The sequence below is a fragment of the Micromonospora sp. LOL_013 genome, from assembly GCF_048060315.1.
Lineage (GTDB): Bacteria > Actinomycetota > Actinomycetes > Mycobacteriales > Micromonosporaceae > Micromonospora_E.
The window spans coordinates 1-23602 of sequence record NZ_JBHMIQ010000044.1 but is presented as its reverse complement, the minus strand read 5'-3'; the positions used below and the strand labels follow the sequence as shown (position 1 = coordinate 23602).

Here is a 23602-nt window from a genome sequence, read left to right as displayed (position 1 = left end):
CAGTACGGTCTGGAACCGCGGGCCGCACCGGCCCGGTGGCCACCCCTCTCCCGGGAGCAACGATGGAGCTTCTGACCAGCCCCGAGTTGTGGATCGCGTTCGCGACCCTGCTGCTGCTGGAAGTCGTGCTGGGCATCGACAACGTCGTGTTCATCTCGATCCTCGCCGGTCGGCTGCCCGAGCACCAGCAGGCCAGGGCCCGCACCATCGGGCTGTCGCTGGCCCTGGTCACCCGGCTGCTGCTGCTCGCCTCGTTGTCCTGGGTGATCGGGCTGACCGCACCGCTGTTCGAGGTGTTCGGGCAGGAGATATCCGGCCGGGACCTGATCCTGCTGCTCGGCGGGGGTTTCCTGCTGGTCAAAGCGACCTACGAGATCCACGAGCACCTGGAGGGCGCGGACCACGGGCGCAGCGGTAAGACCGCGTCGTTCGCCGGAGTGATCGCCCAGATCCTGGTGCTGGACGTGGTGTTCTCGCTCGACTCGGTGATCACCGCGGTGGGCATGGTCGACCAGCTGTTCATCATGGTCGCCGCCGTGGTGGTCGCGATCGTCATCATGCTGGTGTCGGCCGGGGCGGTCAGCGGGTTCGTCAACCAGCATCCGACGGTGAAGATGCTGGCCCTGTCGTTCCTGCTGCTGATCGGTGGCAGCCTGATCGCCGAAGGGCTCGGCCACCACCTCCCCAAGGGGTACGTGTACGGGCCGATCGCGTTCTCCGTCTTCGTGGAGTTCCTCAACCTGCGGCTACGGTCGCGCAAACAGGCGGCGGCACCGGTCAGCCTGCACCCGACGTTCATCAAGGAGCAGCCGGTGGCGGCCGGCGGTACGGACAGCGCCGACCGGACCGACTCAGCGTAACGGGAGCAGTCGGCGGACCGCCTGCTCGGCGGCCGGCCGGCTGGGCTCGCCGGTGCCGAGCCGGGCCACCCGCCCCCGGTGGAACGACTCGACCACCCGGGGGTCGACGTAGGAGGCGCGGGCGACCGTGGGTGTGTTGCCGAGCAGCTCCGCGACCTCCCGCATCACCGCAGCCACCGTCCGCCGCCGGGCCGCCGCCGATCGCGGTACCCCGGCGGCCGCCAGCCGGGTCGCGGCGAGCACGGTGGCATGCCAGGTACGGAAGTCCTTTGCCGTCATCTCGGTGCCGCTGGCCTGACGCAGGTACTCGTTGATTTCGTCGCTGTGCACGTCCCGCCAGCGCCGCCCGTCCCAGTAGCAGAACAGCCGCTGCCCGTCGTGCCGACGACGACGCAGTGCCCGCAGCACGGCACACACCTGCGCGTCGTCGATCCGCCGGACCTGGGCGACGCCGCCCTTGGCCGGGAACTCGAGGACCACGCAACCGCGCTCGAGCCGGGCGTGTCCGGGCCGCAGCGTCGCCACCCCGAACGTGGGCTCGTCGCCGGCGGCGTACTGGTCGTTGCCGATCCGGAACATCCCCAGATCCAGCAGGCGCACCAGGGCGGCCAGCACCCGTTGCCGGCCCAGACCCCGGCAACGCAGATCGGCGTCGACCCGGTTCCGCAGCCGGGGCAGCCGGTCCGCAACCCGCCGCACGTGCTGAAACTTGGCGACGTCCCGACGGACCCGCCACTGGGGGTGGTAGAGGTACTGCCGCCGGCCGGCCGCATCCACGCCGACGGCCTGAATGTGACCGGACGGGTGCGGACAGATCCACACGTCCCGCCAGGCGGGCGGGATCACCAGCTCACGAAGCCGCTTCAGCTCCGCCGGGTCGGTGACCGGCTGGCCCCGGGTATCGAGGAAGGCAGTCCCCCGGCCCCGGCGACGGCGCCGGTATCCCGGCCGGTGCGGGTCACTGCGCCGCAACCGCATCGCGTTCCACCTCACCGATCGCGGCGAGCACCTCGTCGACACAGATGGCGACCATCGCCGGGTGCCGGTCGACCGCCGGCCCATCGGCGGGTCCGTCGGCGGCCGGCGGGTCGCCGGCTGCGGGGACGGCAGCTGCGGGGACGGCAGCTGCGGGGACGGCGGCCGGCTCCTCGACCCCGGCGGACAGCAGCGGGTAGTGGACCACCCGGTGCCGTGTCCGGTGCACCGGTGGGCCCCAGCGGGCCGGCGACGTGGGACCGAACAGCAGCACCGACGGTACGCCGAAGGCCGTTGCCAGGTGCCCCGCGCCGGTGTCGGCGGCGACCAGCAGACGGGCGTGCGCCAGCAGGGCGGCGAACTGGTACAGGTCCATCCGCCCGGCGCAGACCGCGGTGCCGGGCAGCCCGGCACCGGCGGCGACCGCCTCAGCCAGCGGACGCTCGGGTGCCGACCCGGTCACGACCACCCGGTGTCCGGCGGCGGTCAGCCGACCGGCCAGCTCGGCGAACCGGTCGACCGGCCACCGGCGGCGCGGCGCCGCCGCGCCGGGGTGCAGTACGGTCACCCCGACCGGCACCCGGTCCGGTACCGGACGGGGCAGCAGCAGGTCGGTCGGGCCACAGTCGACGCCGTACCAGGTGAGCAGTCGGCACCACCGCGCCACCTCGTGCTCGTCGTCGCGCCACGGTGGGCCGTCGTGGTGCGCCGCCGCCGGACACCGGTACGCCCACAACCGGCCCGGCCGCGTCGTGGCGAGCAGCCGGTGCGACTGCGGGCCACGGCCGTGCAGGTTGACCGCCCAGTCCGGGCCGGTGTCGAGCAGCGGCACCGCGTCCAGCCCGGACAGCGGCACCAGGCGGTCCACCGCGCCGGTCAGGCCGGCCAGCGGGGCGAGCCAGGCCGGCGCGGCCAGGGCGATCGTCTCGGCCGGGTAGGCGGCCCGCAGCCCACGCAGCGCCGGCACGGCGGTGGCCAGGTCACCGATGCCGAGGGCCCGCAGCACCAGGATCACGGGTAGGACGTCTCCCGGTCCGCGCAGATCACCATTTCGCGCACCGCGCAGCCAGCCGGCTGCTGCAGCGCGAACAGCACCGCCGCCGCCACGTTGCCGGGGTCGTTGAGCGCGGCGTCGGCCGCCGGCCGGTACCGGGCCTCGCGCTCGCCGAAGAAGGCGGTCCGCATCCCGCCGGGCACCAGCAGGGTAACGCCGACGGTGCCGGCGAGTTCGGCCGCCAACGCCCGGGTGAACCCGACCACCCCGAACTTGGCCGCGCAGTACGCGGTGGCGTCACCGACCGCCTTCACTCCCAGGGTGGAGGCGATCGTCACCACCGAACCGCCGGCCGAGGTCAGCCAGGGCAGCGCCGCCCGGATCACCGCCGCGGTGGCCAGCAGGTCGACCGTGACGACCCGTTCCCACACCTGCGCGGGGGTGTCGGCGAGACGGCCCGGCACGTCTATCCCCGCCGCGGTGACCACCGCGCTCAGCCCGCCGGTCTGCTCGGCGAGCCGGTGGGTGGCGGCCTCGGCGGCCCGGGTGTCGGCCAGGTCGCAGTCGAGCCAGGGCACCCCGTCCGCCGGCGGCTGCCGGTCGATGACGCACGGCCGGTAGCCGGACTCGGCCAGCAGGTCGACGACGGCTGCCCCGAGACCGCTCGCGCCGCCGGTGACCAGCACCGCCGGGCTGCCGGGATGGTTCGTCACGATGAGTCCTCCACAGTGGTGGTCGACGGAACGGGCCGCCCGGCACGGGCGGCGGCGATCATGCCGGTGGTGGAGCGTCCGTCGAGGTACGGCACAACCGCCGTCTGCCCGCCCCACCGGCGTACCACTTCGGCCTCGGGCAGGTCCGGCTCGGCGGTGCCGCCACCGGCGTAGTCGCCACCTTTGACCCAGATGTCCGGCCGCAGCCAGCTGAGCACCGCGTGCGGGGTGTCCTCATCGAAGACGACCACCGCGTCCACGCAGCCCAACGCCACGAGCAGCCGGGCCCGGTCACGTTCGCCGACCACCGGCCGCTGCGGCCCCTTCAGTCGGGCCACGCTGGCGTCGGAGTTGACGCAGACAATCAGGCAGTCACCCAGCTGCCGGGCGGCCTGCAGCGCCGACACGTGCCCGGCGTGCAGCAGGTCGAAGCAGCCGCCGGTGGCCACCACGGTGCCCCCGGCGGACCGTACCCGGTCGGCCAGCGCCCCGGCGGCGCGCGGACCGACCTGCTCCGCGGACGCCGCATCCAGTGCCCCGGTCTCCACCGGCACCGCGACCTGGTCGGACCCGGCCAGTAGCCGCCGCAGCCCGGCCGTACCGCCGTCGGCGACGTACCGGGACGCCTCGGCGACCGCCGCCTGGACCGCCTCGGACACCACGGCTCCGGCGGCCAGCGCCGTCGCGGCGGCGGTGGCGAACCGGTCCCCCGCGCCGCAGGTGTCCCCGTCGGTGTTGATCGGCGTCGGCACCATCAGCGGCACGCTCCCGGCGTGGCACAACAGCGCGCCGTCGCATCCCATCGTCACCGCGACCGCCCCGGCCCGCCAGCGGCGCCGCAGTTCGTCGGCGCCCCGTGCGGCAGTGGCCACCCGGGTGTCCCCGACCGGCTGCCCGGTCAACTGGCGGACCTCGGCCTCGTTGGGGGTGATCAGCCGGGCACCGGCGACCGCCGCCGGGCCGCGCGGGTGCGGGTCCCACACCACCGGTGCGCCGGTCGCCGCCAGCGCCGCCCGCAGGCCCGGCAGCCGCGCCACTCCCCGGCCGTAGTCGCTGACCACCACCGCCGCAGCCGCCGCGAGCACCTCGGCGGTGGCCGGCGGCAGATCGCCGCGCACCCGGCCGTCCCCGCCCCGGTCCAGCCGCAGCAGCACCTGGCCCCGGGTCCGCAGCCGGATCTTCTCGGCGGTCGCGCCACCCAACGGCAGCGGATGCAGGTCCACGCCGGCCGCAGCGAGCAGCGCCGCGAGCCGACAACCGGCCGGGTCGGCGGCGAGCGCGCTGACCAGCACGACCGGGTGTCCCTGCCCGGCGGCGAGCGCCGCAGCCAGCCCGGCGCCACCGGGCCGGTCGGTGACGTACCGCTCGTCGAGCACCGGCGCGGCGGCGTCCGGGCAGACCCGGGTCACCGCACCGTCGACGTCCCGGTCGAGCAGGGTGTCGCCGACCACCACGATCGGGCCGGCGGTCACCGGACGCCGCCGCGGACGTCCACCGGTAGACCGGCCGTCACGGCGGGCGCCGGGGACGCACCGGCGGGGACGTCGACCGTGCCGGCGAGACCGAGCACGCCGGGCAGTGTCTGGTCGACGTAGCCGCACAGCAGGTGCGCGGTAACCAGATGCAGCTCCTGCACCACCTGCGGATCGGCCGCCGGCACCGCCAGCACCTCGGCGCACGCCTCGGCCAGCGGGTTCGGCACCGGACCGGTGCACGCCCAGCAGCGCAGCCCGACGTCACGGCCAGCCCGGGCCGCGGCGAGCAGGTTGCCGCTCCGTCCACTCGTGGACAGCAGCAGCAGGATGTCGCCGGGGCGGCCGTGGGCCCGTACCTGCCGGGCGAAGACCTCGTCGAAGCCGAAGTCGTTGCTGATCGCGGTGAGCGAGGAGGTTTCGGCGGTCAACGCGATCGCGGACAGCGGCGTCCGGTCGTCACGCAGCTTGCCGACCAGCTCGGCGGCGAGGTGCTGAGCCTCGGCGGCGCTACCGCCGTTGCCGGCGATCAGCAGCCGGCCACCGTGACCGAGCGTCCAGGCCAGCTCGGCACCCCAGCGACCCAGCCGGGTGGCCACCTGGCGGTACGGCAACAGCGCCTCAGCCAGCCCGGCGAGGTGGGTGTCGATGAGCGAGTTCACGTCGGGCATCTCAGGCCACCACCCGGCTCGGCTGCCGCACCCCGCTGACCGTGCCGTAGATCGCGGTCAGCTGCGCCGCGGCGCGCTGCCACGAATAGCACTGCCGCGCCCGGTCCAGCGCGGCGGTGGCGTAGGCGAACCGCCGGACCCGGTCGTTGAGCAACCGGCGCAGTGCCATACCTAGCGCCCGTGGATCCCGGGGCGGCACCAGATCGCCGGTGAGGCCGTCGACGACGGTGTCGGTCAGCCCGCCCACGGCGGTGCCGACCACCGGCACGCCGCAGGCCATCGCCTCCAACGGGGTGAGCCCGAACGGCTCGTACCACGGGGCGGCGACCAGCACGTCGGCCGACCGGTACCAGGACGGCATCCGTTCCCGAGGCACCCCGCCGACCAGCCGGACCCGGTCACCCACCCCGCACGACTCGGCCAGCTGGCGCAACTGCCGGGCCTGCGGGTCGGTGTCCAACTCGGCGGCCGGCGGACCACCCACGACGACGCACTCCGCGTTCGGTACGAGTTGCATGGCCCGTACGACGTCCTGGAAACCCTTGCGGGCGACCAGCCGGCCAACGGTCAGCACCCGCAGCCGGCCCTCGTCGCGCGGCACGGCCGGTCCGTCGGGGGCGAAGGTCTGCTCGTTGACGCCGGACGGCACCACCGAGAGCCGGCCCCGGGGCACCCCCATCCTGATCAGCTCGGCGACCTCGTCCTGGGACTGCGCAACCACCCGGTCGACGCTGCGGCCCAACGCCCGCTCGTAGCCGATGCGGCGGGGCGGACTGGTGTCCATCGCGCCCTGGTGGCGACGCTTGACCGTGCCCAGCGCATGGTAGGTCTGCACCACCGGCACCCCGGTCAGCCGGCCGGCGTGCACGGCGGCGAGGCCGCTCATCCAGAAGTGCGCGTGCGCGACCGCCGGGGTCCAGTCGTGGCTCCACTGTCCGGCCAGCCACCGGCTGAACGGCGCCATGTGCGGAAGCAGGTCGTCCTTGGCGATGTGCTCGGCCGGGCCGGCCGGCACGTGCACCACCGCAACCCCGTTGTCCAACTGCACCAGTTCCGGCAGGTCCACAGCGTCCCGGCGGGTGAACACCCGGACCTCGTGGCCGTCGGCGGCGAGCGCGGTGGACAGCTCCGCGACGTGCGTGTTCTGGCCGCCGGCGTCCACCCCGCCGAGCGCGGCGAGCGGGCTGGCGTGCTCCGAGATCATCGCGATGCGCATAGCGCCTCCTCCAGCAGCTCGTCCCAGTCCGCGAGGAACCGGTCCAGTCCGTATCGGTCCTGCGCCGCGCGCCGCGCGCCGTCGCCGAGCCGGCGGGCCGCGTCCGGCTCGTCGATCAGCCACTGGGCGGCGTCGACCAGGGTCTGCACTCGGGTGGCGAGCACCCCGGCCGACGGCGGTACCGCGGCGACCGCCTCGGTGGTGCCGAGAACGACCACCGGCATACCCATCGCCATCGCCTCGATCAGGCTCAGGCCGAGTGAGGTCCACCGGCACAGGTGCAGGTACGCGCGGCGGCGGGCCACCTCGGCGTGCATCGCCGACTGCGGCACGTCGTCGTGGACGGCCAACTGCCCGGCGGCCAGCCCGCCGAGAACCTCGGGCAACCCGGCGACTCCCATCCCGTACACGTCCAGCGGGGCGACCCCGGCGAACCGGGGCATCAGGTCGGTGCCGGTGACCCGTCGGCGGCGTACCGGCTCATTGGTGACCACAGCGAGCCGGTCGAGTTCGCCGCTGTAGCGGGCGGCCGGGGCGACGATGCCGTGCTCGATCACCCGGGTCCGGGTGCCGCCGGTGTCCCAGAACAGGTCGTTGAAGTGGGTGACGTGGACCACGGTGAGGTCGTCACGGTCGGCCATCGGATGCCGGCTGGTCGGCACGTCACCCTTTGGCGTGTTGTGCTCCACGTAGACCACCGGCACGTCCCGGCCAACGGTACGGCCGAGCCAGCTGGTGGCCAGATCGAGCTCCTCGGGGCGTTGCAGGATCACCAGGTCGACCTCGGCGGCGGCGAGCTGCCCGGGGCGGATCTCGGTGACGCCGTCCGGCCACGGGTAGGTGCGCGCCCGGCCCAGCCCGTACGGCCCCCGGTCCGGGGTGACCGGCACCAGGTAGTGGTGCTTGCCGTGGACGAACGCGGTGGTCCACGATCCGTGGACGTGCCAAAGGAAAATGTTCATCCGGCCGTCCCGCAGATCAGTTCGACGGCCTCGACGACGCTGTCCGGGGATACCGTCGACAGACACGGATGGCCGGGCACCGGGCACCGGGCGGCCCGGGTGTTGCGGCAGCCGGCGACCGGGTCGCCGAGCCGGACCCAGGGCACCCGGTAGGGGCCCCACTGGCCGAACGGCACCGTCGGCGCGAACAGGCTGACCACCGGGGTGCCGACCGCCGCCGCGAGGTGCGCGGGCCCGCTGTTGCCGACGACCAGCGCGCCGGCCTGCGCGATGATCGCGGCGAGCCGGGCCAGCGAGGTCTGACCACCGAGGTCGACACCGGACCGACCGGCCACCCGGCGGCTCAACGCCTGCTCCCCGGGTCCGCCGGTGACCACCACCCGGTGCCCGGCGGCGTGCAGCGCGTCGACGAACGCGGCACACCGCTCCGGCGGGCAGGCGCGGGACTCGACGGAGGATCCCGGGTGCACGACGACATAGCCCGGTGGTCCGGCCCGGTCCGGCTCCGGCATCCGGTGACGCACACCCGAGCCGGGCTCCTGTGGTGCGGGCCCGGCGGCCGGCCGCAGACAGCCCGGGCGTAGCCGCAGCACCGGTTCGTCGTCGCCGGGCAGCGCGAACCCGGCGGCGGCGGCCAGCGACAACGCCCGTTCCGGCTCCGGTACGCCCGGCGGCACCCGGTGGCGCACGTCGAGCAGCGAGCCGGGGTAGTCGTCACTGATCGCCGCGATCCGGTCCACCCCGGCCTGCCGCAGGAGCAGCGCCAGCGGCAGCGGCGACTGGTGGAAGGAGGTGAAGATGATCGCCTCGTCGGCGCCGACCTCGGCGAGCCGGTTCGTCAACCGGGTCAGGTCGGCCGGGTCCACCGGACCGGGATCCGGGTCGATCCACGGCAGCGGCCACTCGATCAGCTCGCCGACACCGGGCAGCAGTTCGGCGGCGGCCCGGCCCCGCGGACCGCAGAGCATGACCACCTCGTCTGCCCCGGCCGCCACGGCGCGGATCGCCGGCCCGGTGACCAGTACGTCGCCGACCGAGTCGGAGCGCACGACCAGGACCCGGCCGCCGCGCGGGCCGGGTCCGCCGGGGGCGGTCGCCCGGTGCCGACGCAGGATGAGATCGGCGGCGCCGGCCAGGTCACCAGCGACGGCGGGAGCGGCGGCCGTCTCCTGCGGTCGGGTCGTCGCGGTGGGTACCAGAATTCCGGTCGCGCCGGCGGCGCCGGCGGCGACGATGTCCCGGCCGATGTCGCCGACCACGGCGCACCGCCCGGCGGTGGTGCCCAGTTCCCGGGCGGCGGCCAGGACCATGCCCGGTGCCGGTTTGCGGCACCGGCAGCCGTCGCCGTCATCGTGCGGGCAGATCTGCCAGGTGTCGAACGGGCCGAGGAGTTCCTCGATCCGGTCGTGCACCCGACGCATGTCGTGCGCGGTGAAGTGGCCGCGGGCCAGGCCGGACTGGTTGGTGACGACACCGAGCCGCAGACCGGCGGCGCGGAGCCGGTCAAGCGCGGCGCGGGCACCGCGTACCGGGCGGACCAGGTCCGGGTCGCCGTTGTACGGCACGTCGTGCACGAGCGTCCCGTCACGGTCGAAGAGCACCGCGTCGAACAGCCCGCAGCCCCGACTGATCAGTTCGCTTCGCACCTGGCTCCGTTTCCCGGGTGCGGGGCGAGTAAACCAACCACGGCGTTCGTCCGGTCCGCACCATTTCGCCGGTGGCCGGGTTAGCGTGCCGCCCGCGGGGTACCCGGCTGATCGTGGCTGTCGTGCAGCGGGTGATCCCCGCCCCGCCGGACCAGGTGTTCGCCGTGCTGGCGAACGGCTGGTCGTACAGCGACTGGGTGGTCGGCACCGTGCACATCCGCGACGTCGACGAGCACTGGCCGCAGTCCGGGGCCCGGCTGCACCACACGGCCGGTCCCTGGCCGCTGTCGTTGTCCGACACCTCCACGGTGATCTCCTGCCAGCCGGGTGACGAACTGACGTTACGGGCCGGGCTGTGGCCGCTCGGCGAGGCGACGATCGTGTTCCGGCTCGCACCGACCCCGGGCAACGGCACCCGGGTCACCATCGCCGAGTCGTTCACCGGAGGGCCGCTGCGTTGGATCCGTACGAAGCTCGACGATCTGGTCCTGCACCACCGCAACCGGGAGACGCTGCGCCGGCTGTCCGACATCGCCACCCGGCAGACCGTCGGGTGACGCCGGCACGCCACAGCCTGGGCCCGACGGACGGGTCCACGGCAACAGTGCCCGGTCAGGGCAGGCCCTGCCTGGGCAGGTCAGTGGACGGGTGCCGGACGGCACCCGCAGGGAGGTGAACGGGATGAGTCAGACCGTGATGATCACTGGCGCGAGCGCCGGCATCGGACGCGCCACCGCCCAGCGGTACGCGCGCCGCGGCGCCCGGCTCGGGTTGCTCGCCCGAGGAGCGGCCGGCCTGGCCGCAGCCGCCGCACAGTGCCGTGAGCTGGGCGCCGAGGCGGTGGCCACGTACCAGGTGGACGTCGCCGACGCCGCAGCGGTCGACGAGGCCGCCGACGACCTGCACCGACGCAACGGCGGCCTGGACGTGTGGATCAACAACGCGATGGTGTCGGTCTTCGCCCCGACCTGGGAGATCAGCGCCGACGAGTTCCGACGGGTCACCGAGGTCAACTACCTCGGCACGGTGCACGGCACGCTGGCTGCGCTGCGGCAGATGCGCCCGGCCGGAATCGGCACGATCGTGCAGGTCGGGTCGGCGCTGGCGTACCGAGGCATCCCGCTGCAGTCGGCGTACTGCGCCAGCAAGCACGCCATCCAGGGATTCAACGACTCGCTACGGGCCGAGTTGCTCCAGGCCAGCCCCGAGATCAAGCTGTCGATGGTTCAGCTGCCGGCGGTGAACACGCCGCAGTTCTCCTGGGTGCGCACCCACCTGCCCCGACACCCGCAACCGGTACCGCCGATCTTCCAACCTGAGGTGGCCGCGGCGGCGATCTGCTGGGCCGCCGACAACGGCAAGCGGGAGGTCAACGTCGGTGGCCCCACCCTACGGGCTCGGCTCGCCGACGTCATCGCCCCCGGGCTGCTCGACCGGCTACTTGCGATCCGGCAGGTCGGCTTCGACTCCCAACAGACCGACGAGGTCATCGACCGGGCCCGCTGGCGGGACAACGTGGACGCCCCGGCCGATGCCGAGGTCGATCATGGCGCGCACGGCGCCTTCGACGACCAGGCACGTCGGCGGTCGCTGGCACTGTGGGCCGTGACGCACAAGCAGACCGCCACCGCCGCGGTCCTGGCCGCCGTGCTCGGCACCGCTCGGGCGATGGTCGGCAACGGGCCGGCCCGGCTGCGGGCAGCGGTCCGTCGACCGGTCGGGCGGGCGGCGTGACTGTCTGACACCACCGCCGCCCGTTGGGCCGCCGGTCGCCGCCGTCGAACCGGCGGCGTGGCACACAAGGGGGACACAGCCCGCCTTCATCGATCGCAGACGACGATCATGGGGGCGGCGGCGCCCGTCGCGCCCAACCAGGAGGTGGCGGTTGATAAAAACCCAGCTCGGTGCGGTCACCTTGCAACCGGCTGCAACTGCACGGCATCCGCCATCCGCGCCCGGATGGTCATCGACTGACCGGTCGGCCACTCGATTCGGCCACCGGCTCAGCGGTAGACCGCGCGCTGCGCCGCCGACACCACAGCCCCGTACATCCGCCCGGTCACCGCGCGGTCGCGGGCCAGCGCGGCCCGCGCGGCGTTCGACCCGGGCGCGCCGTGCACCCCGCCGCCGGGGTGCGCCGACGCCGAGGCGAGAAAGAGCCGGTCGACCGGGGTGTCCGCGCGGCCCAGGCCGGGCACCGGCCGGAAGAACAGTTGCTGGTACGCCGCCGAGGTGCCGCCCCCGACCGCTCCCCCGACCAGACTCGGGTTCTGCTCCTGCAGGTCCACCGGACCGGCAACGTGACGGGCCCGGACCAGGGCACCGAACCCCGGTGCCTGCCGGTGCAGCACCGCCTCCATCCGCGCGACGTGTTCGAGAATTTCCTCGGCGTGCCACGTGGTGCGGTGCGGCAGGTGCGTGTACGCCCACAGCGACTCGGTGCCCGCCGGTGACCGCTGCGGGTCGGCGGTGGTGAGCTGACCAAGCAGCAGGAACGGGTCGCGGGGCATTTCGTCGCAGGCCAGCGCGGCGGCGTACCGGGTCAGGCCGTCCAAGTCGGCCCCGAGGTGCACGGTGCCGGCCCCGGCGACCGCCGGGTTGCGCCACGGCATCGGGCCGGCGAGCGCCCAGTCGACCTTCACCGTCGAGCCATCCCACCGGAACCGGCGCAGGTCGTCAACCATCCTGGTGGGCAGCCACTGGTCGCCGACCAGGTCGAGCAGCAGCGCCGGAGCGGGAACGTCGGCGAGCACCGCCCGCCGGGCCTGCCACAGCCGGCCGTCGACGGTACGCACGCCGACCGCCCGGCTGCGGGCGATCAGCACCCGGCCGGCGGCGGCGCCGGTGACCAACCGCCCGCCCCGGGAACGCAACCGGCCGACCAGCGCGTCGGTAATCCGTTGCGCGCCGCCCGCCGGCACCGGCCAGCCGATCTCCTGACCGAGCATGGTCAGCAGCCAGCCGTACACGCCGGACGCGACATCGTCGGGGGCCAGATCGGTGTGCAGCGCGCAACCGGCGAGCAGCGCCGGACCGCCGGCACCGGCGAAGGTCTCCCGGCCGAGCTGGCGGACCGGCAGTAACAGGCGCCGGGCCAGCCGCAGCGATCCGGCGCTCCGGAGCCGGCGCAGCAGCTCGACGCCGGCCCGCACCGGCGGAAACGGGGTGAACAGCGCGTCGATCAACGGTGCCGACACGGCCCGCCACTCGGCGTACGCCGACAGCCAGCGTTCGCCGTCGCCGTCGGCGAATGCCTCCAGCGACTCGGCGGTCCGCCGGGGGTCCAGGTTGACCACCGCAGCCCGGTCGTCCGGCAGCAGGTGAGCGAAGACGTCCGGGGCGTGCCGCCAGCGCAGCCCGAACTCGGCCAGCCGCAGCTCCCGCAGCACCGGCGAAGCGAACCCGAGCGGATAGAACGAGCTGTACAGGTCGCTGAGGTAGCCGGGGGCGGTCACCTCGGCGGAGCTGACCGCGCCGCCCGGCGCCCCGGTCGCCTCCAGCACCAGCACGTCCCAACCGGCGTCGGCGAGCAGGTTGGCGGCGACCAGGCCGTTGTGTCCGGCACCGATAACGACCGCGTCTGCCGTCTCCACATCCGTGTCTGCCATCTCCGCGCGACTACCCCGGCCGGGCGCGGCCAAACGTTTACCGACGCGGCCTTCGGGAACGACTGCCGGATGTACGACGTGGAGCAGTTCATCGAGGGCATGTGGGGGCGGTTCGGCGACGGTGCCGAGATCGTTGTCGAGGACCCGTCCGAGGGCACCCCGGTCAGCCGCAGTCCGGTCGCCACCGAGGCGAACATCGGCACGGCGGTGAAGTCGGCCCGGGAGGCGGCACCGGGGTGGGCTGCGACACCGGCGACGGAACGGGCCGCCGCGCTGCGGCGAATCGCGGACGCTCTGGCCAGTGCCACCGACCAGGTGGCCGAGGCGCAGAGCGCGGAGATGGGCAAGCCGTTGGCCGGGGCACGAGCCGGGATCGCCGCCGGCGTGGCGACCCTGCGGCAGTACGCCGAACTGGGTCCGGTGCACCGGGGTCGGGCGTTGGCCGGCGACCCGGCCGCCCTGGATCTGATGGCGTACGTGCCGCGTGGGGTGGTGGCGGTGCTGACACCGTGGAACGACCCGGTGGCGGTGGCTTGCGGGCTGCTCGGCGCGGCGCTGGTCACCGGCAACACGGTGGTGCACAAGCCGAGTGAACGCTGCCCGGCGACCGGCGCGCTGCTCGCCCGGATGGTCGCCGATGAGGTTCCCGACGGGGTCTTCGCCCTGCTGACCGGCGACGGCAGCATCGGCGCCCGGATCGCCGCCTCCGACGGGTTGGACCTGGTCGCCCACGTCGGGTCCTCTGAGGCCGGCCGGGCGATCGCCGAGGCGTGCGCCCGCACCGGGGCCAAGGTGCTACGGGAGAACGGCGGCAGCGACGCGCTGATCATCGATGAGGGCGTCGATCCGCGGTGGGCCGCGCAACAGGCGGCGTCCGGCGCGTTGGCCAACTCGGGTCAGGTGTGTGTCAGCGTGGAGCGAGTCTATGTCCACAGCACGGTGGCGGAGCCGTTCGTCGAAGCGCTCACCGGACACTGCTCGGGGATGCGATTGGGGCCGGCCCGTGATCCGTACACCGAGCTGGGTCCGTTGGTGGACCGCCGACACCGCGACCGGGTGCACGCCCAGGTCTCGGCGGCGCTGGCGGCCGGGGCGACGGTGCGGTGCGGCGGCCGGATCCCGGACGGGCCCGGTGCCTTCTACCCGCCGACGGTGCTGACCGGGTGCACCGACGACATGGCGGTGATGCGGCAGGAGACGTTCGGCCCGGTCGCCCCGGTGATGACGGTGGGGTCGTTCGACGAGGCGCTGTCCCGGGCGGCGGCTTCGCCGTACGGTCTGTCGGCGACTGTGCTGACCCGTTCCATGGGCCACGCGCAGCGGGCCTGGCGTGCGCTGCCGGTGGGCACCGTGAAGATCAACTCCGTGTTCGGCGGAGCACCGGGCGGTGCCGCGCACCCCCGCCGCAGCAGCGGGGAGGGCCTCGGATTCGGACCGGAACTGCTCGACGAGATGACCGTCGTCAAGGTGCTGCATCTGCAGGCTCCGAGTGGACTGGACGGCCGCTGGTGAGCGGTCCGGTACGGCCGACGCGGTTGCGTGATCTCCGGTTGACGACGTGGCGCGCCGCGCTGGTCGGCAGTGGACGCCGGTTCGCCCGGGACAACTGCGTGGACTGGGCCGCCGCGTTGACCTACTACGGAGTTCTCGCGTTGTTCCCCTCGTTGATCGTGGTCGTCGCGCTGGTCGGTCTGGTCTCCGACGGTGAACGCACGGTGGACACCGTGGTCGGCCTGGCCGAGGAGCTCGGGGCCGGGGCGGTGGTGGGCGACGAGGGTTTCGTCGACATCATCGACGGGGTGGTCGACCAGCGCAGTTCCGCCGGTGTGCTGCTCAGCTTCGGTCTGGTGGCCGCGCTGTGGTCGGCCTCGGGCTACGTACGGGCGTTCACCCGAGCTGCCAACGCCATCTACGGGGTGGCCGAAGGTCGCCCCTTCTACCGGTTGCAGCCGCAGCAGCTCGGGCTGACCGCCGCCGGACTGGTGCTGCTCGCGCTGGTCGCCGTGATGCTGATTGTCAGCGGCCCGGTCACCGACGCGCTCGGTGACCGCCTCGGCCTTGGCCAAGCCCCGCGTACCGCCTGGAGCCTGCTCAAATGGCCGGTGCTGATCACCATCGTCACGACACTCTTGTCCCTTCTGTACTGGTTCGCTCCTAACGTCCGCCAGCCGAAGCTCCGCTGGCTGGCCGTCGGCGGCGCGGTGACCCTGCTGCTGGCGGCGGTGGCCTCGGCCGGATTCGGCACCTACGTCGCGTACTTCGGTTCATACGACGTGACCTATGGCAGCCTCGGCGCGGTGATCGCGTTCCTGGTCTGGCTCTACCTGACCAACCTGGCGGTGATGCTGGGCGTCGAGATCAACGCGGCGGTGCAGCGTGGCCGGGCTGCCCAGGCCGGTGAGTCGGAGCCGGCCGACCCGGTGCTGCCGCCACGGACGCCGGTTTAGCCACGCCGGTCACGGGTAGTCGAACAGCTATGGAACGCGGCAACAGTAAGCACAGTCCTCGGGTGGACGACAGCATGGCCCACGACACCCGTGGGACCACGCAGGGCACCACCGGAGGCCGGGCCGAGGAGTGGCACGAGGCGGAGCCCCCGGGCGAGGACCAGCCGGAGCCGGCTGCGGTTCCGGCCGGCGACAACCGCTCCGGCACGCCGCAGGGCATGACCAGCGAGGAGGTCGAGCAGCGGAGCAGATTAGGCCGCTACATCAACCTCTCGGCGCTGCCCGGGGACCGCAGCATGCTGCGCGACAGCGCGCTGGAGAACGAGGCACCCGACGACGTACTCGACGAGATCGATCAGTTGCCGCCGGGTCGCACGTTCCAGACGGTGTCCGAGGTGTGGGCCGAGCTGGGCCATGCCAACGAGACGACCCGCTGGTGACCGCGCCGCCTGCGGCCCGGCGGAAGTAGAGGAGGGACTCACATGGGAGCAGTGACCGAGTACGTTGACGTCGCGGTGCCGGTACGCGCCGCGTACAACCAGTGGACGCAGTTCGAGGAGTTCCCCCAGTTCATGGAGGGCGTCTCCGAGGTGACCCAGGTGTCGGAGACCTTGACGCGCTGGACGACCGAAATTGCCGGGGTGTCGCGTGAGTTCGACGCGAAGATCACCGAGCAGATTCCCGACGAGCGGGTTGCCTGGACCGCGACCGGTGGGGTGAAACAGGCCGGTGTGATCACGTTCCACCGACTGGACGACGGCCACACCCGGGTCACCGCACAGATGGAGCTCGACCCGGAGGGGATCGCGGAGCAGGCCGGCGACAAGCTCGGCATCGTGGACCGCCGAGTGAAGGGCGACATGAAGCGCTTCAAGGATTTCATTGAAAGCCGGCACGGCGTGGAGACCGGCGCCTGGCGTGGCGAGGTTCCTCGACCGCAGCCGTGACAGTTCGACCGACTACCCGACCTAGAACAGCGCCCACCGGCCGACGGTGAATCCTCCCGAGCCGGCCGGTCGGTGGGTCTGACGGCTGGGGCGGGCGGGCCGAAACCGGCCCGCCCGCCCCAGCCGCGTTTGTCGGCAGCCCGGCCGGGTAACCCGACCGGCATGACTGATTCCGAGGACGACGTTTGGCGCGACGAGGACCGGCTGCCGGTCCACGAGCTGGAACGGGCCGTCGCCGCACCAGCGGGCGACGGTGAGGTCGACGACATGACCGGCAACGACGCCGCGGCCGAGGAGGAGTTCGGCCACGGCGCGGAGGCGGTCGACCGTACCGGCGGCCGCCCCGGCGGACCGGCGATGACCGACCCTGAGCGGCCGTACCGGCCCTCGACCACCGGCCGGACCGGCCCGCACTGATCTCGCCAGTCGGTCGCCAGTCCGGTCGCTGACGCATCGGTCAGCCATCCCCGGCCGATCGGCTGACGGCGGTGGGGATCATCCGAGCGAGACTTTTCGGATGCGCCCCACCGCCCCCGGATTCCTCACTCCGAGCCAGCGACGCTGGGCCTGGCTCGGCTTCCTGCTGACCGCGATCCAGGCGCCGGTCTCCGCCTACCTGCTGCCGGACGGCTCCTGGTTGTTCAGCGTCTGCGTGGCGCTGATGGTCGCCACGGTGATCATCGCCGACGACGCGTCCCGCCACCGCCCGGCCCCGGCCGACAACCGACGCGTCGAGTAGCCGGGCGGGCACAGTTCATGAGTCCGTTTCCCGCTGCCCCGCACGGCCTGCTGGCCGCCCCGGCCGCCCGAAGGGCGGCGCAGACCTCGTTGGCCGATCTGCACGCCTCGCTCGGTGCGGCCGGCCTGGCCGCCGCCGCAGTCCTGCCCGGCCTGCTGGCCGAGCTGGATCAGCACGCCGCTGCGGTCCGGGACCGGCTTTTCGCGGATCTACGTCCACTCAGCCCGGTGACATTGGCCCGGTACGCCGACGGGGTACGCGACGCGGCCACCGAGGCCGGCTGGCGCCCCCCGGTAGTCGGGCCGACCGCCCAGTGGGTGACGGCCGACTGGGTGACGGCCGACTGGGTGACGTTGCGGCTGGTCGCCGTCTGCCAGCTGGCCGGGATCAGCGGCGCGGCCCCGCGCTGACCCCGGCCCTGTACTGGCGGCTTCCTCGACCCGCCCGGACGGATCAGCCGCGGGAAGTCCCGCCCGGTCCGGTCATGCCCCCGGCCGGTTGGCGCCCGGCCCGGCCGTGCCCCGGCCGCTGGCTGCCTCACGACCACCGGACATCGCCGGCGCCTGCTGGGTCTGCGGGATCACCTGCGTCGGTTCGTTCATCCGGTCACCGGCGTCGTCCCGGCCGGCCTGGTACGCCTTGGCACTGTCCCGCACCGCCTGCGATTCCTCCGCCATCCGGGTGAGCCAGCCCTCCCACCGTTGCTGCATGGGTCGGACCAGGCCACCGCCGACCCCGACGATCAGCACGCCAGCGATGGTGGCAAGCACCGCGATCAGCACCGGGGTGGTGACCGTGGTGGCGATGCCGACCTGGTTCAGCGCGGCGATGACGCCGAGCGCGACGATGAACACCGACGCGGCGGTGGCCAGCAGGCGGCCGTAGGAGAGCCCACCGAGCGCACCCGACACCAGGTCACGTACCGCGGTTGCGATCGCAGCGGCGACGACCACGATGACGATGGCGACGAACGCCCGCGGCAGCCACGCCACGACCGCGCTGATCAGGTCGCTGATCGGATTCGGTCCCCAGACTCCGAACGCGAACTGCAGGGTGAACAGCAGCACCGCGTAGTACGCCAACCGGGCCAGGATGTCGCTGGCGTCGTACCGGGTCCGTTCCAAGGCCTTGCCGATGCCGCCGCGCTCCACCGCCCGGTCGAACCCGACCCGTTCGAGCGCCTTGTCGACGCCCTTCAACACTGCCCGTGCGATCAACCATCCGACCACCAGAATCGCGATGAACGCGATAGCCCGGGGCACAAAAAGTATCACGGACCGCCACATGTCAGTCAGCGCGTTGCCGATGTCGACCTGCGCCGACGCGTACGTCGAGGACATCCGGTCCCCCCTTTCCGGCTCATCTACCGATGCGTCGCCTCGTTGTCGTACGGACGCGCTGCATCGCCTACCGCCGGCCCGCATACCCACCTAGCGCCGGTCCACGCCACCCGCCGACGGCAGCCCCCGGATAGGCTGCCACCCATGGCAGGCACCGCCGGGCAGACCCGGGACACCCCGTCGGGGGTGCCGACTGCGCGGTCAGCCACCCCGGCCGGCACCAACCCGGACAGCGCCGTACCGGCCGGCGCCACCTCGGACAGCGTCGTACCGGCCGGGCTCGTCGACCGGCACGACTGGGCGGGCACGCCGCTCGGTCCGCTGAGTGGTTGGGATCCGGCGGTACGGGCAGCGGTCGAGCTGGTGCTCGCTTCACCGGTGCCGATGGCCCTGGTCTACAGCGACAACTTTCTGATGATCTACAACGACGCCTACGCGGAGCTGCTCGGCGCCAAGCACCCTGAGGCGTTCGCCCAGCCTGCGGCTGCGGTGTTCGCCGACGCGTGGCACCGGCCGGGCGTCGGCGACGTGGTCGAACGGGTCTACCGCACCGGCGAGCCGTTTCTCGAGTCGGAGGCCGTGGCGCCGTTCGGCACCGGCGAGTCAGGCCCGTTCGGCGGCACGGCCTTTACCCGTGGCTACTCCGCGGTGCGGGACAGCGACGGGCGGATCGTCGGAATGCTCTCGGTCGCGACCGAGACCGGCACCATCACCCACCGGCTGCAGAGCCTCAGCGAGCTGACCTCGGCGTTGGCCGGCACGCTCACCCTCGACGACGTCGCCCGGGTCGCGCTGCGGTACGGACTGGCCTCGCTCGACGTCGACCAGGTGGCGCTCGGCATCGACGACGGCGGCGGATGGCGGGTGGTCCGCCGGGTCCGCGGTGAACTGCTCGACGAAGCCGACGAGCGACTGCCGCCGGTGTGGCGCCGGATCCCCCGGGACGCTCCCACCCCGTTGGCCACCGTCGCCGGCACCGGTGTCCCCCGGTTCGCCGGGGAGGGCCGGCCGCTCGCCCGGTACGCCACGGACCGGCACGACGAGCTGGTGACGGCGCTCGCCGCCCTGCCGCTGCGGGCCGGATCGCTCCGCGGTGGGATCACCTTCGGGTACCGCGAGCCACATTCGTGGGCGCCGGCCGAACGGGCGCTGCTTTCGGCGGTCGCCGAACTGGTCACTCAGGCGGCCGAACGGGCCCGGCGGTTCGAGACCCAGCATGGTACGGCTCAACTGCTGCAGCGCAGCATGCTGCCGGAGCAACTGCCGGATCTGCCGCTGCTGCGGTTGGCCGCACGCTACGACCCGGGGGTGGACGGCAATTCGGCCGGCGGGGACTTCTACGACGCGTTCCGGCTGCCCGATGGTGGGCTGGCCGTGGTGCTCGGCGATGTCGTCGGGCACGATGTGCGGGCAGCGGCGCTGATGGGCCAGGTCCGGGCCGCGCTGCGCGGGCTCGCGCTGGCCGAACCGGAGCCGACGGCGGTGCTGAACGGGCTGGACCGGCTGGTGCACAGCCTGGGCGCGGAGAGCCGGAACGAGGAGCTGTTCGTGACCGTGCTGTACGGGGTGCTGGATCCGGCGACCGGCGGGTTGACGGTGGCCAGCGCTGGTCATCCCGCTCCGCTGATCCGACGCTGGTCGTCGACCACGGCGAACGCCGAGTTCGTCCCGGTGCCGCCCGGGCCGCCGCTTGGTCTGGCCGGGCGGCGGCGGCCGACCCGGGTCGAGCTGCGCCCCGGCGACACGCTGCTGATGTTCAGCGACGGCGTGGTGGAACGACGCGGTCAGGATCTCGGCATCGGGATGTCCGCTCTGGCCGCAGCCGTCGCCGAGACCAGCACCAGCGATCCACGCAACCTCTGCGCGGTGGCCAGTGCGGCGGTGCCGGGCACCACTGACGACGACGTGGCGGTGCTCGCGGTGGAGCACGCGGCCGCGCCGAGCCGGTCGGCGGGGTTGCTGGTTCCTGCCGAGCCGATCGCACCGAGCCGGGTGCGGCACTGGTTGGCCGACCAGCTGGCCGGGTGGCAGGTTCCGGAATCGGTGATCGGTCCGGCGGTGCTCTGTGCCAGCGAGCTGACCACGAACGCCCTGCTGCATGCCGGCACCGAGGCGCGGGTGGAGATCGATCTCAGTCAGGAACGACTGCTCGTCTCGGTAGCTGACAGTGGCACCCGAGGCACGGTCAGTCGGGCACATGTCGACACGTTGAGTAGCCGTGGCCGGGGTCTGGGTCTGATCGAGCAGTTGAGTCATACCTGGGGCACCGACCCCTCAGTACGCGGTTCGACCGTGTGGTTCGAGATCATGTTGCCGATCAACTCGTAGCCCCGACGTTTACCCATAGTGATCTCAATTGGGCCATTCGGCCGAGTCGCGGCGGGCGTCCCCGTGGCGTACGGTAACTGCCTACGCCAATAGGATAAACGACGCGAAGAGGTACAAAGCGGTGCGAATCAGAGGCTACGCCACGGGAACCCCCTGCTGGTCCGAACTACGCACCAGCGACACCGCAGGTTCGAGCGACTTCTACCACGAACTGTTCGGTTGGAAGCCGGTCGACCTGCCGAACAGCACCGGCGCCGAGTTCCACCTGCGAGACATGGCCGTCGCCGGGCTCGCCCCCGCCCTCGCCGCAGGCCAGCCCGCGGCCTGGCTGACCTACCTCGCTTCGGACAACCTGGCCGCGACGGTCGAGAGTGTGCACCGGGCCGCCGGATCGGCACTCTCGCCACCCGCCCAGGTCGCCGAACGGGGCCACTGCGCCCTGATCGCCGATCCGCAGGGCGCCGTGTTCGGGCTCTGGCAGCGGGGCACCTTCCCCGGCGCACAGATGATCGGTGAGCCCGGCGCTACCTGCTGGAACGAACTCGCCACCCGGGACGTGGCCGGCGCCGTGTCCTTTTACGGCTCGGTGTTCGGGTGGACCACGCGACCCAGCATCTACAGCGAAGGGTCCGAGTATCAGGAGTGGTTGCGGGAGACCAGCGAGGTGGCCGGGCTGATCGAGATGGGCGAGATGTACCCGCCGCAGGTCCCAGCGCACTGGCGGACGACCTTCGAGGTCGACGACTGCGAGGCCGCGGTGCAGCGCTGTCAGGCACTCGGCGGGACGGTCTCCTTTGGTCCGTACCAGGCCGGCCCGGGCGCCTACGCCCAGTTGACCGACCCGTTCGGTGCAGCGTTCGGGATCATCGCGTTGCGTCCGGAGTTCCGCTCGCCGCTGGGCTGACCCGGGCCACCACCGGGTCAGATATCCCACTTTATGTCACCTTTGGAACGATTGGCGTCGCAGGCTCTTCACATATCAGCAACATCCCCGTACGGTGGTCGATATTCTTGGGAGCGCTTCCACTGAACGCTCTCAATATATCGTCCCTACCCGGAGGGAGCACGCATGCGCAGAAGATCTGCGCTCACCGCAGGCACCGCCGCCGTCATGGCGTTCACGGTGGCCACTGCGGTCGGTGTCGGGCTGCTGCAGCCCACGGCCGCCGAGGCGGCCGAATCAGCCTTCTACGTCGACCCGGACACCTCGGCCGCCCGCTGGGTGGCGGCGAACCCCGGTGACTACCGGGCGAACGTCATCCGCGACCGGATCGCCTCGGTGCCGCAGGGCCGCTGGTTCACCCAGTACAACCCCAACGAGGTCCGCAACCAGGTCAGCGCCTTCGTCGGTGCCGCCGCGGCGGCCGGCAAGATCCCGATCATGGTCGTCTACAACATTCCCAACCGCGACTGCAGCAACCACAGCAGCGGTGGCGCGCCCAACCACAGCGCCTACCGGCAGTGGGTCGACCAGGTCGCGGCCGGGCTCGGTAACCGGCCCGCGTACATCGTGTTGGAGCCCGACGTGCTCGCCCTGATGGGGACCTGCATGAGCCAGTCGGAGCAGGCCGAGGTACGCGCCTCGATGGCCTACGCTGGCAAGGCGCTCAAAGCGGGCTCCTCCCAGGCCAAGGTCTACTTCGACGCCGGGCACTCGGCCTGGCACGCCCCGTCGACGATGGCGGGCATGCTGGTCGGTGCCGACGTGGCGAACAGCGCGGACGGCATCTCCAGCAACGTATCCAACTACCGCAGCACCAGTGAAGCGGTCAACTACGTCAAGGCGGTCATCAACGCCACCGGCGCCAACCACCTCACCGCGGTGATCGACACCAGCCGCAACGGCAACGGCCCGTTGGGCTCCGAATGGTGTGACCCGGAGGGCCGGGCGATCGGCACCGCGAGCACCACCAACACCGGGGACAGCAAGATCGACGCCTACCTCTGGGTGAAGCTGCCGGGGGAGGCGGACGGCTGCATCGCCAACGCGGGCCAGTTCGTGCCGCAACGGGCGTACGAGCTCGCGCTGGCGGCCGGCCCGACCACCGCGCCGCCGCCGACCACCGCGCCCCCGCCCACCAGCGCACCTCCGACCACGGCACCGCCGACCATCGCGCCCCCGCCCACCACGAACCCGCCGGCCGGCGCCTGCAGCGTCAGCTACACCACGAACCAGTGGCCCGGCGGCTTCACCCGGGAGATCCGGATCACCAACACCGGCGGTTCGGTCAGCAGTTGGACCCTCGCCTTCACCGCTGGGTCCAACGTCAGTCTGAGCAACGGCTGGAACGGCGACTGGTCCCAGTCTGGCAGCCAGATCACGGTCCGCAACGCTGCCTGGAACGGCTCGCTGGCCTCCGGTGCCACCGTCAGCATCGGCTTCCAGGGGACCTACTCCGGTAGCACCCTGTCGCCGCTGAGCAACATTACCCTCAACGGCGCAGCCTGCTCGAGCTGACGCACAACGAATCAGGATCCGCAGGCACGGACTTCGGCCCCGCCCGGTACCGGGCGGGGCCGAAGTCCGTGCGGGGAACGGGTTACCCGGGCGGCTCACCGGGCACTCCTGCCGGGGAGAGGAGGCCAAACTTGACTTCCTCCCCGCCCTGAAGGAACGGGGATCCCCTTGGTCGCGCTCGGGGGTTCCTGTTTCACCGACGACCGCCCCGTCCGAGAGGAGAACT

At 72.7% G+C, this 23602-nt stretch carries 23 protein-coding genes; 13 read left to right on the top strand and 10 right to left on the bottom strand.

The features are described 5' to 3' along the window. Positions 1-62: 62 nt before the first annotated feature. Positions 63-860, top strand: a complete 798-nt coding sequence (locus tag ACFHWS_RS24200) for a TerC family protein (protein WP_416557110.1) — start codon at positions 63-65, stop codon at positions 858-860. Here the strand turns inward: ACFHWS_RS24200 and ACFHWS_RS24195 are convergent. The 8 genes from ACFHWS_RS24195 to ACFHWS_RS24160 are packed head-to-tail and all read right to left on the bottom strand — an operon-like array spanning position 852 to position 9509. Beyond that, positions 852-1838 carry a DNA topoisomerase IB gene (locus ACFHWS_RS24195; protein ID WP_416569168.1) on the bottom strand — a complete coding sequence of 329 codons (987 nt, stop codon included), beginning with the start codon at positions 1836-1838 and terminating at the stop codon, positions 852-854. The genes ACFHWS_RS24200 and ACFHWS_RS24195 overlap by 9 nt on opposite strands. Further along, on the bottom strand, positions 1819-2850 hold the full coding sequence (locus ACFHWS_RS24190; RefSeq protein WP_416569167.1) for a glycosyltransferase family 9 protein: 1032 nt from the start codon (positions 2848-2850) through the stop codon (positions 1819-1821). The genes ACFHWS_RS24195 and ACFHWS_RS24190 overlap by 20 nt, the downstream gene beginning before the upstream one ends. Continuing rightward, positions 2847-3542 (bottom strand): SDR family oxidoreductase, encoded by a 696-nt coding sequence (locus ACFHWS_RS24185; protein ID WP_416569166.1) that lies wholly within the window; start codon positions 3540-3542, stop codon positions 2847-2849. Before ACFHWS_RS24185 ends, ACFHWS_RS24190 begins: the two co-directional genes overlap by 4 nt. After that, positions 3539-4996: a PfkB family carbohydrate kinase gene (locus ACFHWS_RS24180; protein WP_416557136.1), complete on the bottom strand. Its 1458-nt coding sequence runs from the start codon at positions 4994-4996 to the stop codon at positions 3539-3541. The genes ACFHWS_RS24185 and ACFHWS_RS24180 overlap by 4 nt, the downstream gene beginning before the upstream one ends. Before the next feature lie 14 nt (positions 4997-5010). Continuing rightward, positions 5011-5685, bottom strand: coding sequence for a D-sedoheptulose-7-phosphate isomerase (locus ACFHWS_RS24175; RefSeq protein WP_416557106.1), 675 nt, complete (start codon positions 5683-5685; stop codon positions 5011-5013). 1 nt (position 5686) lies between these two features. Further along, on the bottom strand, positions 5687-6901 hold the full coding sequence (locus tag ACFHWS_RS24170; RefSeq protein WP_416557105.1) for a glycosyltransferase: 1215 nt from the start codon (positions 6899-6901) through the stop codon (positions 5687-5689). Further along, positions 6886-7863: a glycosyltransferase gene (locus ACFHWS_RS24165; protein ID WP_416557104.1), complete on the bottom strand. Its 978-nt coding sequence runs from the start codon at positions 7861-7863 to the stop codon at positions 6886-6888. Before ACFHWS_RS24165 ends, ACFHWS_RS24170 begins: the two co-directional genes overlap by 16 nt. After that, entirely contained in the window at positions 7860-9509 is a 1650-nt protein-coding gene (locus tag ACFHWS_RS24160; RefSeq protein WP_416557103.1) for an HAD-IIIA family hydrolase, read from the bottom strand. The genes ACFHWS_RS24165 and ACFHWS_RS24160 overlap by 4 nt, the downstream gene beginning before the upstream one ends. Positions 9510-9622: 113 nt before the next feature. On the opposite strand from ACFHWS_RS24160, the gene ACFHWS_RS24155 reads away from it, so the two are divergent. Both ACFHWS_RS24155 and ACFHWS_RS24150 read left to right on the top strand, forming a co-directional pair. Then, positions 9623-10066 carry an SRPBCC family protein gene (locus tag ACFHWS_RS24155; RefSeq protein ID WP_416557102.1) on the top strand — a complete coding sequence of 148 codons (444 nt, stop codon included), beginning with the start codon at positions 9623-9625 and terminating at the stop codon, positions 10064-10066. Between the two features lie 124 nt (positions 10067-10190). Beyond that, a complete protein-coding gene (locus ACFHWS_RS24150; RefSeq protein ID WP_416557101.1) occupies positions 10191-11243 on the top strand; it encodes an SDR family oxidoreductase in 1053 nt (350 codons plus the stop codon). Positions 11244-11512: 269 nt separating this feature from the next. Here the strand turns inward: ACFHWS_RS24150 and ACFHWS_RS24145 are convergent, their stop codons facing one another. After that, a complete protein-coding gene (locus ACFHWS_RS24145; RefSeq protein WP_416557100.1) occupies positions 11513-13117 on the bottom strand; it encodes a phytoene desaturase family protein in 1605 nt (534 codons plus the stop codon). Positions 13118-13186: 69 nt separating this feature from the next. Between ACFHWS_RS24145 and ACFHWS_RS24140 the strand changes: the two genes are divergently transcribed. The 7 genes from ACFHWS_RS24140 to ACFHWS_RS24110 all read left to right on the top strand — a co-directional run bounded on the left by ACFHWS_RS24140 (position 13187) and on the right by ACFHWS_RS24110 (position 17660). Continuing rightward, positions 13187-14629, top strand: a complete 1443-nt coding sequence (locus tag ACFHWS_RS24140) for an aldehyde dehydrogenase family protein (protein WP_416557099.1) — start codon at positions 13187-13189, stop codon at positions 14627-14629. Positions 14630-14667: 38 nt separating this feature from the next. After that, on the top strand, positions 14668-15564 hold the full coding sequence (locus ACFHWS_RS24135; protein WP_416557098.1) for a YihY/virulence factor BrkB family protein: 897 nt from the start codon (positions 14668-14670) through the stop codon (positions 15562-15564). 29 nt (positions 15565-15593) lie between these two features. Next, positions 15594-16004 carry a DUF2795 domain-containing protein gene (locus tag ACFHWS_RS24130; protein ID WP_282230342.1) on the top strand — a complete coding sequence of 137 codons (411 nt, stop codon included), beginning with the start codon at positions 15594-15596 and terminating at the stop codon, positions 16002-16004. Between the two features lie 42 nt (positions 16005-16046). Further along, positions 16047-16511: an SRPBCC family protein gene (locus ACFHWS_RS24125; protein WP_416569165.1), complete on the top strand. Its 465-nt coding sequence runs from the start codon at positions 16047-16049 to the stop codon at positions 16509-16511. A gap of 162 nt (positions 16512-16673) precedes the next feature. Beyond that, positions 16674-16928, top strand: a complete 255-nt coding sequence (locus ACFHWS_RS24120; protein WP_416557096.1) for a hypothetical protein — start codon at positions 16674-16676, stop codon at positions 16926-16928. A 100-nt stretch (positions 16929-17028) separates the two neighbouring features. Continuing rightward, positions 17029-17250: a hypothetical protein gene (locus ACFHWS_RS24115; RefSeq protein ID WP_416557095.1), complete on the top strand. Its 222-nt coding sequence runs from the start codon at positions 17029-17031 to the stop codon at positions 17248-17250. Between the two features lie 17 nt (positions 17251-17267). After that, positions 17268-17660 carry a DUF6401 family natural product biosynthesis protein gene (locus ACFHWS_RS24110; RefSeq protein ID WP_416569164.1) on the top strand — a complete coding sequence of 131 codons (393 nt, stop codon included), beginning with the start codon at positions 17268-17270 and terminating at the stop codon, positions 17658-17660. A 72-nt stretch (positions 17661-17732) separates the two neighbouring features. Here ACFHWS_RS24110 and ACFHWS_RS24105 read toward each other — a convergent pair whose 3' ends face one another. Then, on the bottom strand, positions 17733-18590 hold the full coding sequence (locus ACFHWS_RS24105; protein ID WP_416557093.1) for a mechanosensitive ion channel family protein: 858 nt from the start codon (positions 18588-18590) through the stop codon (positions 17733-17735). Between the two features lie 144 nt (positions 18591-18734). Here ACFHWS_RS24105 and ACFHWS_RS24100 point away from each other — a divergent pair, with 144 nt between their 5' ends. From ACFHWS_RS24100 to ACFHWS_RS24090, 3 genes are all read left to right on the top strand, one after another. Beyond that, positions 18735-20918, top strand: a complete 2184-nt coding sequence (locus tag ACFHWS_RS24100; RefSeq protein WP_416557092.1) for a SpoIIE family protein phosphatase — start codon at positions 18735-18737, stop codon at positions 20916-20918. Positions 20919-21039: 121 nt separating this feature from the next. Then, entirely contained in the window at positions 21040-21822 is a 783-nt protein-coding gene (locus ACFHWS_RS24095; protein WP_416569163.1) for a VOC family protein, read from the top strand. Positions 21823-21987: 165 nt separating this feature from the next. Then, entirely contained in the window at positions 21988-23376 is a 1389-nt protein-coding gene (locus tag ACFHWS_RS24090; RefSeq protein ID WP_416569162.1) for a glycoside hydrolase family 6 protein, read from the top strand. The last annotated feature ends 226 nt before the right edge of the window (positions 23377-23602 follow it).

Coding starts and splice junctions, on each gene's coding strand:
- ACFHWS_RS24200 (WP_416557110.1), top strand. CDS start 63: ATGGAGCTTCTGACCAGCCCCGAGTTGTGGATCGCGTTCGCGACCCTG.
- ACFHWS_RS24195 (WP_416569168.1), bottom strand. CDS start 1,838: ATGCGGTTGCGGCGCAGTGACCCGCACCGGCCGGGATACCGGCGCCGT.
- ACFHWS_RS24175 (WP_416557106.1), bottom strand. CDS start 5,685: ATGCCCGACGTGAACTCGCTCATCGACACCCACCTCGCCGGGCTGGCT.
- ACFHWS_RS24170 (WP_416557105.1), bottom strand. CDS start 6,901: ATGCGCATCGCGATGATCTCGGAGCACGCCAGCCCGCTCGCCGCGCTC.
- ACFHWS_RS24165 (WP_416557104.1), bottom strand. CDS start 7,863: ATGAACATTTTCCTTTGGCACGTCCACGGATCGTGGACCACCGCGTTC.
- ACFHWS_RS24150 (WP_416557101.1), top strand. CDS start 10,191: ATGAGTCAGACCGTGATGATCACTGGCGCGAGCGCCGGCATCGGACGC.
- ACFHWS_RS24145 (WP_416557100.1), bottom strand. CDS start 13,117: ATGGCAGACACGGATGTGGAGACGGCAGACGCGGTCGTTATCGGTGCC.
- ACFHWS_RS24140 (WP_416557099.1), top strand. CDS start 13,187: ATGTACGACGTGGAGCAGTTCATCGAGGGCATGTGGGGGCGGTTCGGC.
- ACFHWS_RS24130 (WP_282230342.1), top strand. CDS start 15,594: ATGGAACGCGGCAACAGTAAGCACAGTCCTCGGGTGGACGACAGCATG.
- ACFHWS_RS24125 (WP_416569165.1), top strand. CDS start 16,047: ATGGGAGCAGTGACCGAGTACGTTGACGTCGCGGTGCCGGTACGCGCC.
- ACFHWS_RS24120 (WP_416557096.1), top strand. CDS start 16,674: ATGACTGATTCCGAGGACGACGTTTGGCGCGACGAGGACCGGCTGCCG.
- ACFHWS_RS24115 (WP_416557095.1), top strand. CDS start 17,029: ATGCGCCCCACCGCCCCCGGATTCCTCACTCCGAGCCAGCGACGCTGG.
- ACFHWS_RS24110 (WP_416569164.1), top strand. CDS start 17,268: ATGAGTCCGTTTCCCGCTGCCCCGCACGGCCTGCTGGCCGCCCCGGCC.
- ACFHWS_RS24105 (WP_416557093.1), bottom strand. CDS start 18,590: ATGTCCTCGACGTACGCGTCGGCGCAGGTCGACATCGGCAACGCGCTG.
- ACFHWS_RS24100 (WP_416557092.1), top strand. CDS start 18,735: ATGGCAGGCACCGCCGGGCAGACCCGGGACACCCCGTCGGGGGTGCCG.
- ACFHWS_RS24090 (WP_416569162.1), top strand. CDS start 21,988: ATGCGCAGAAGATCTGCGCTCACCGCAGGCACCGCCGCCGTCATGGCG.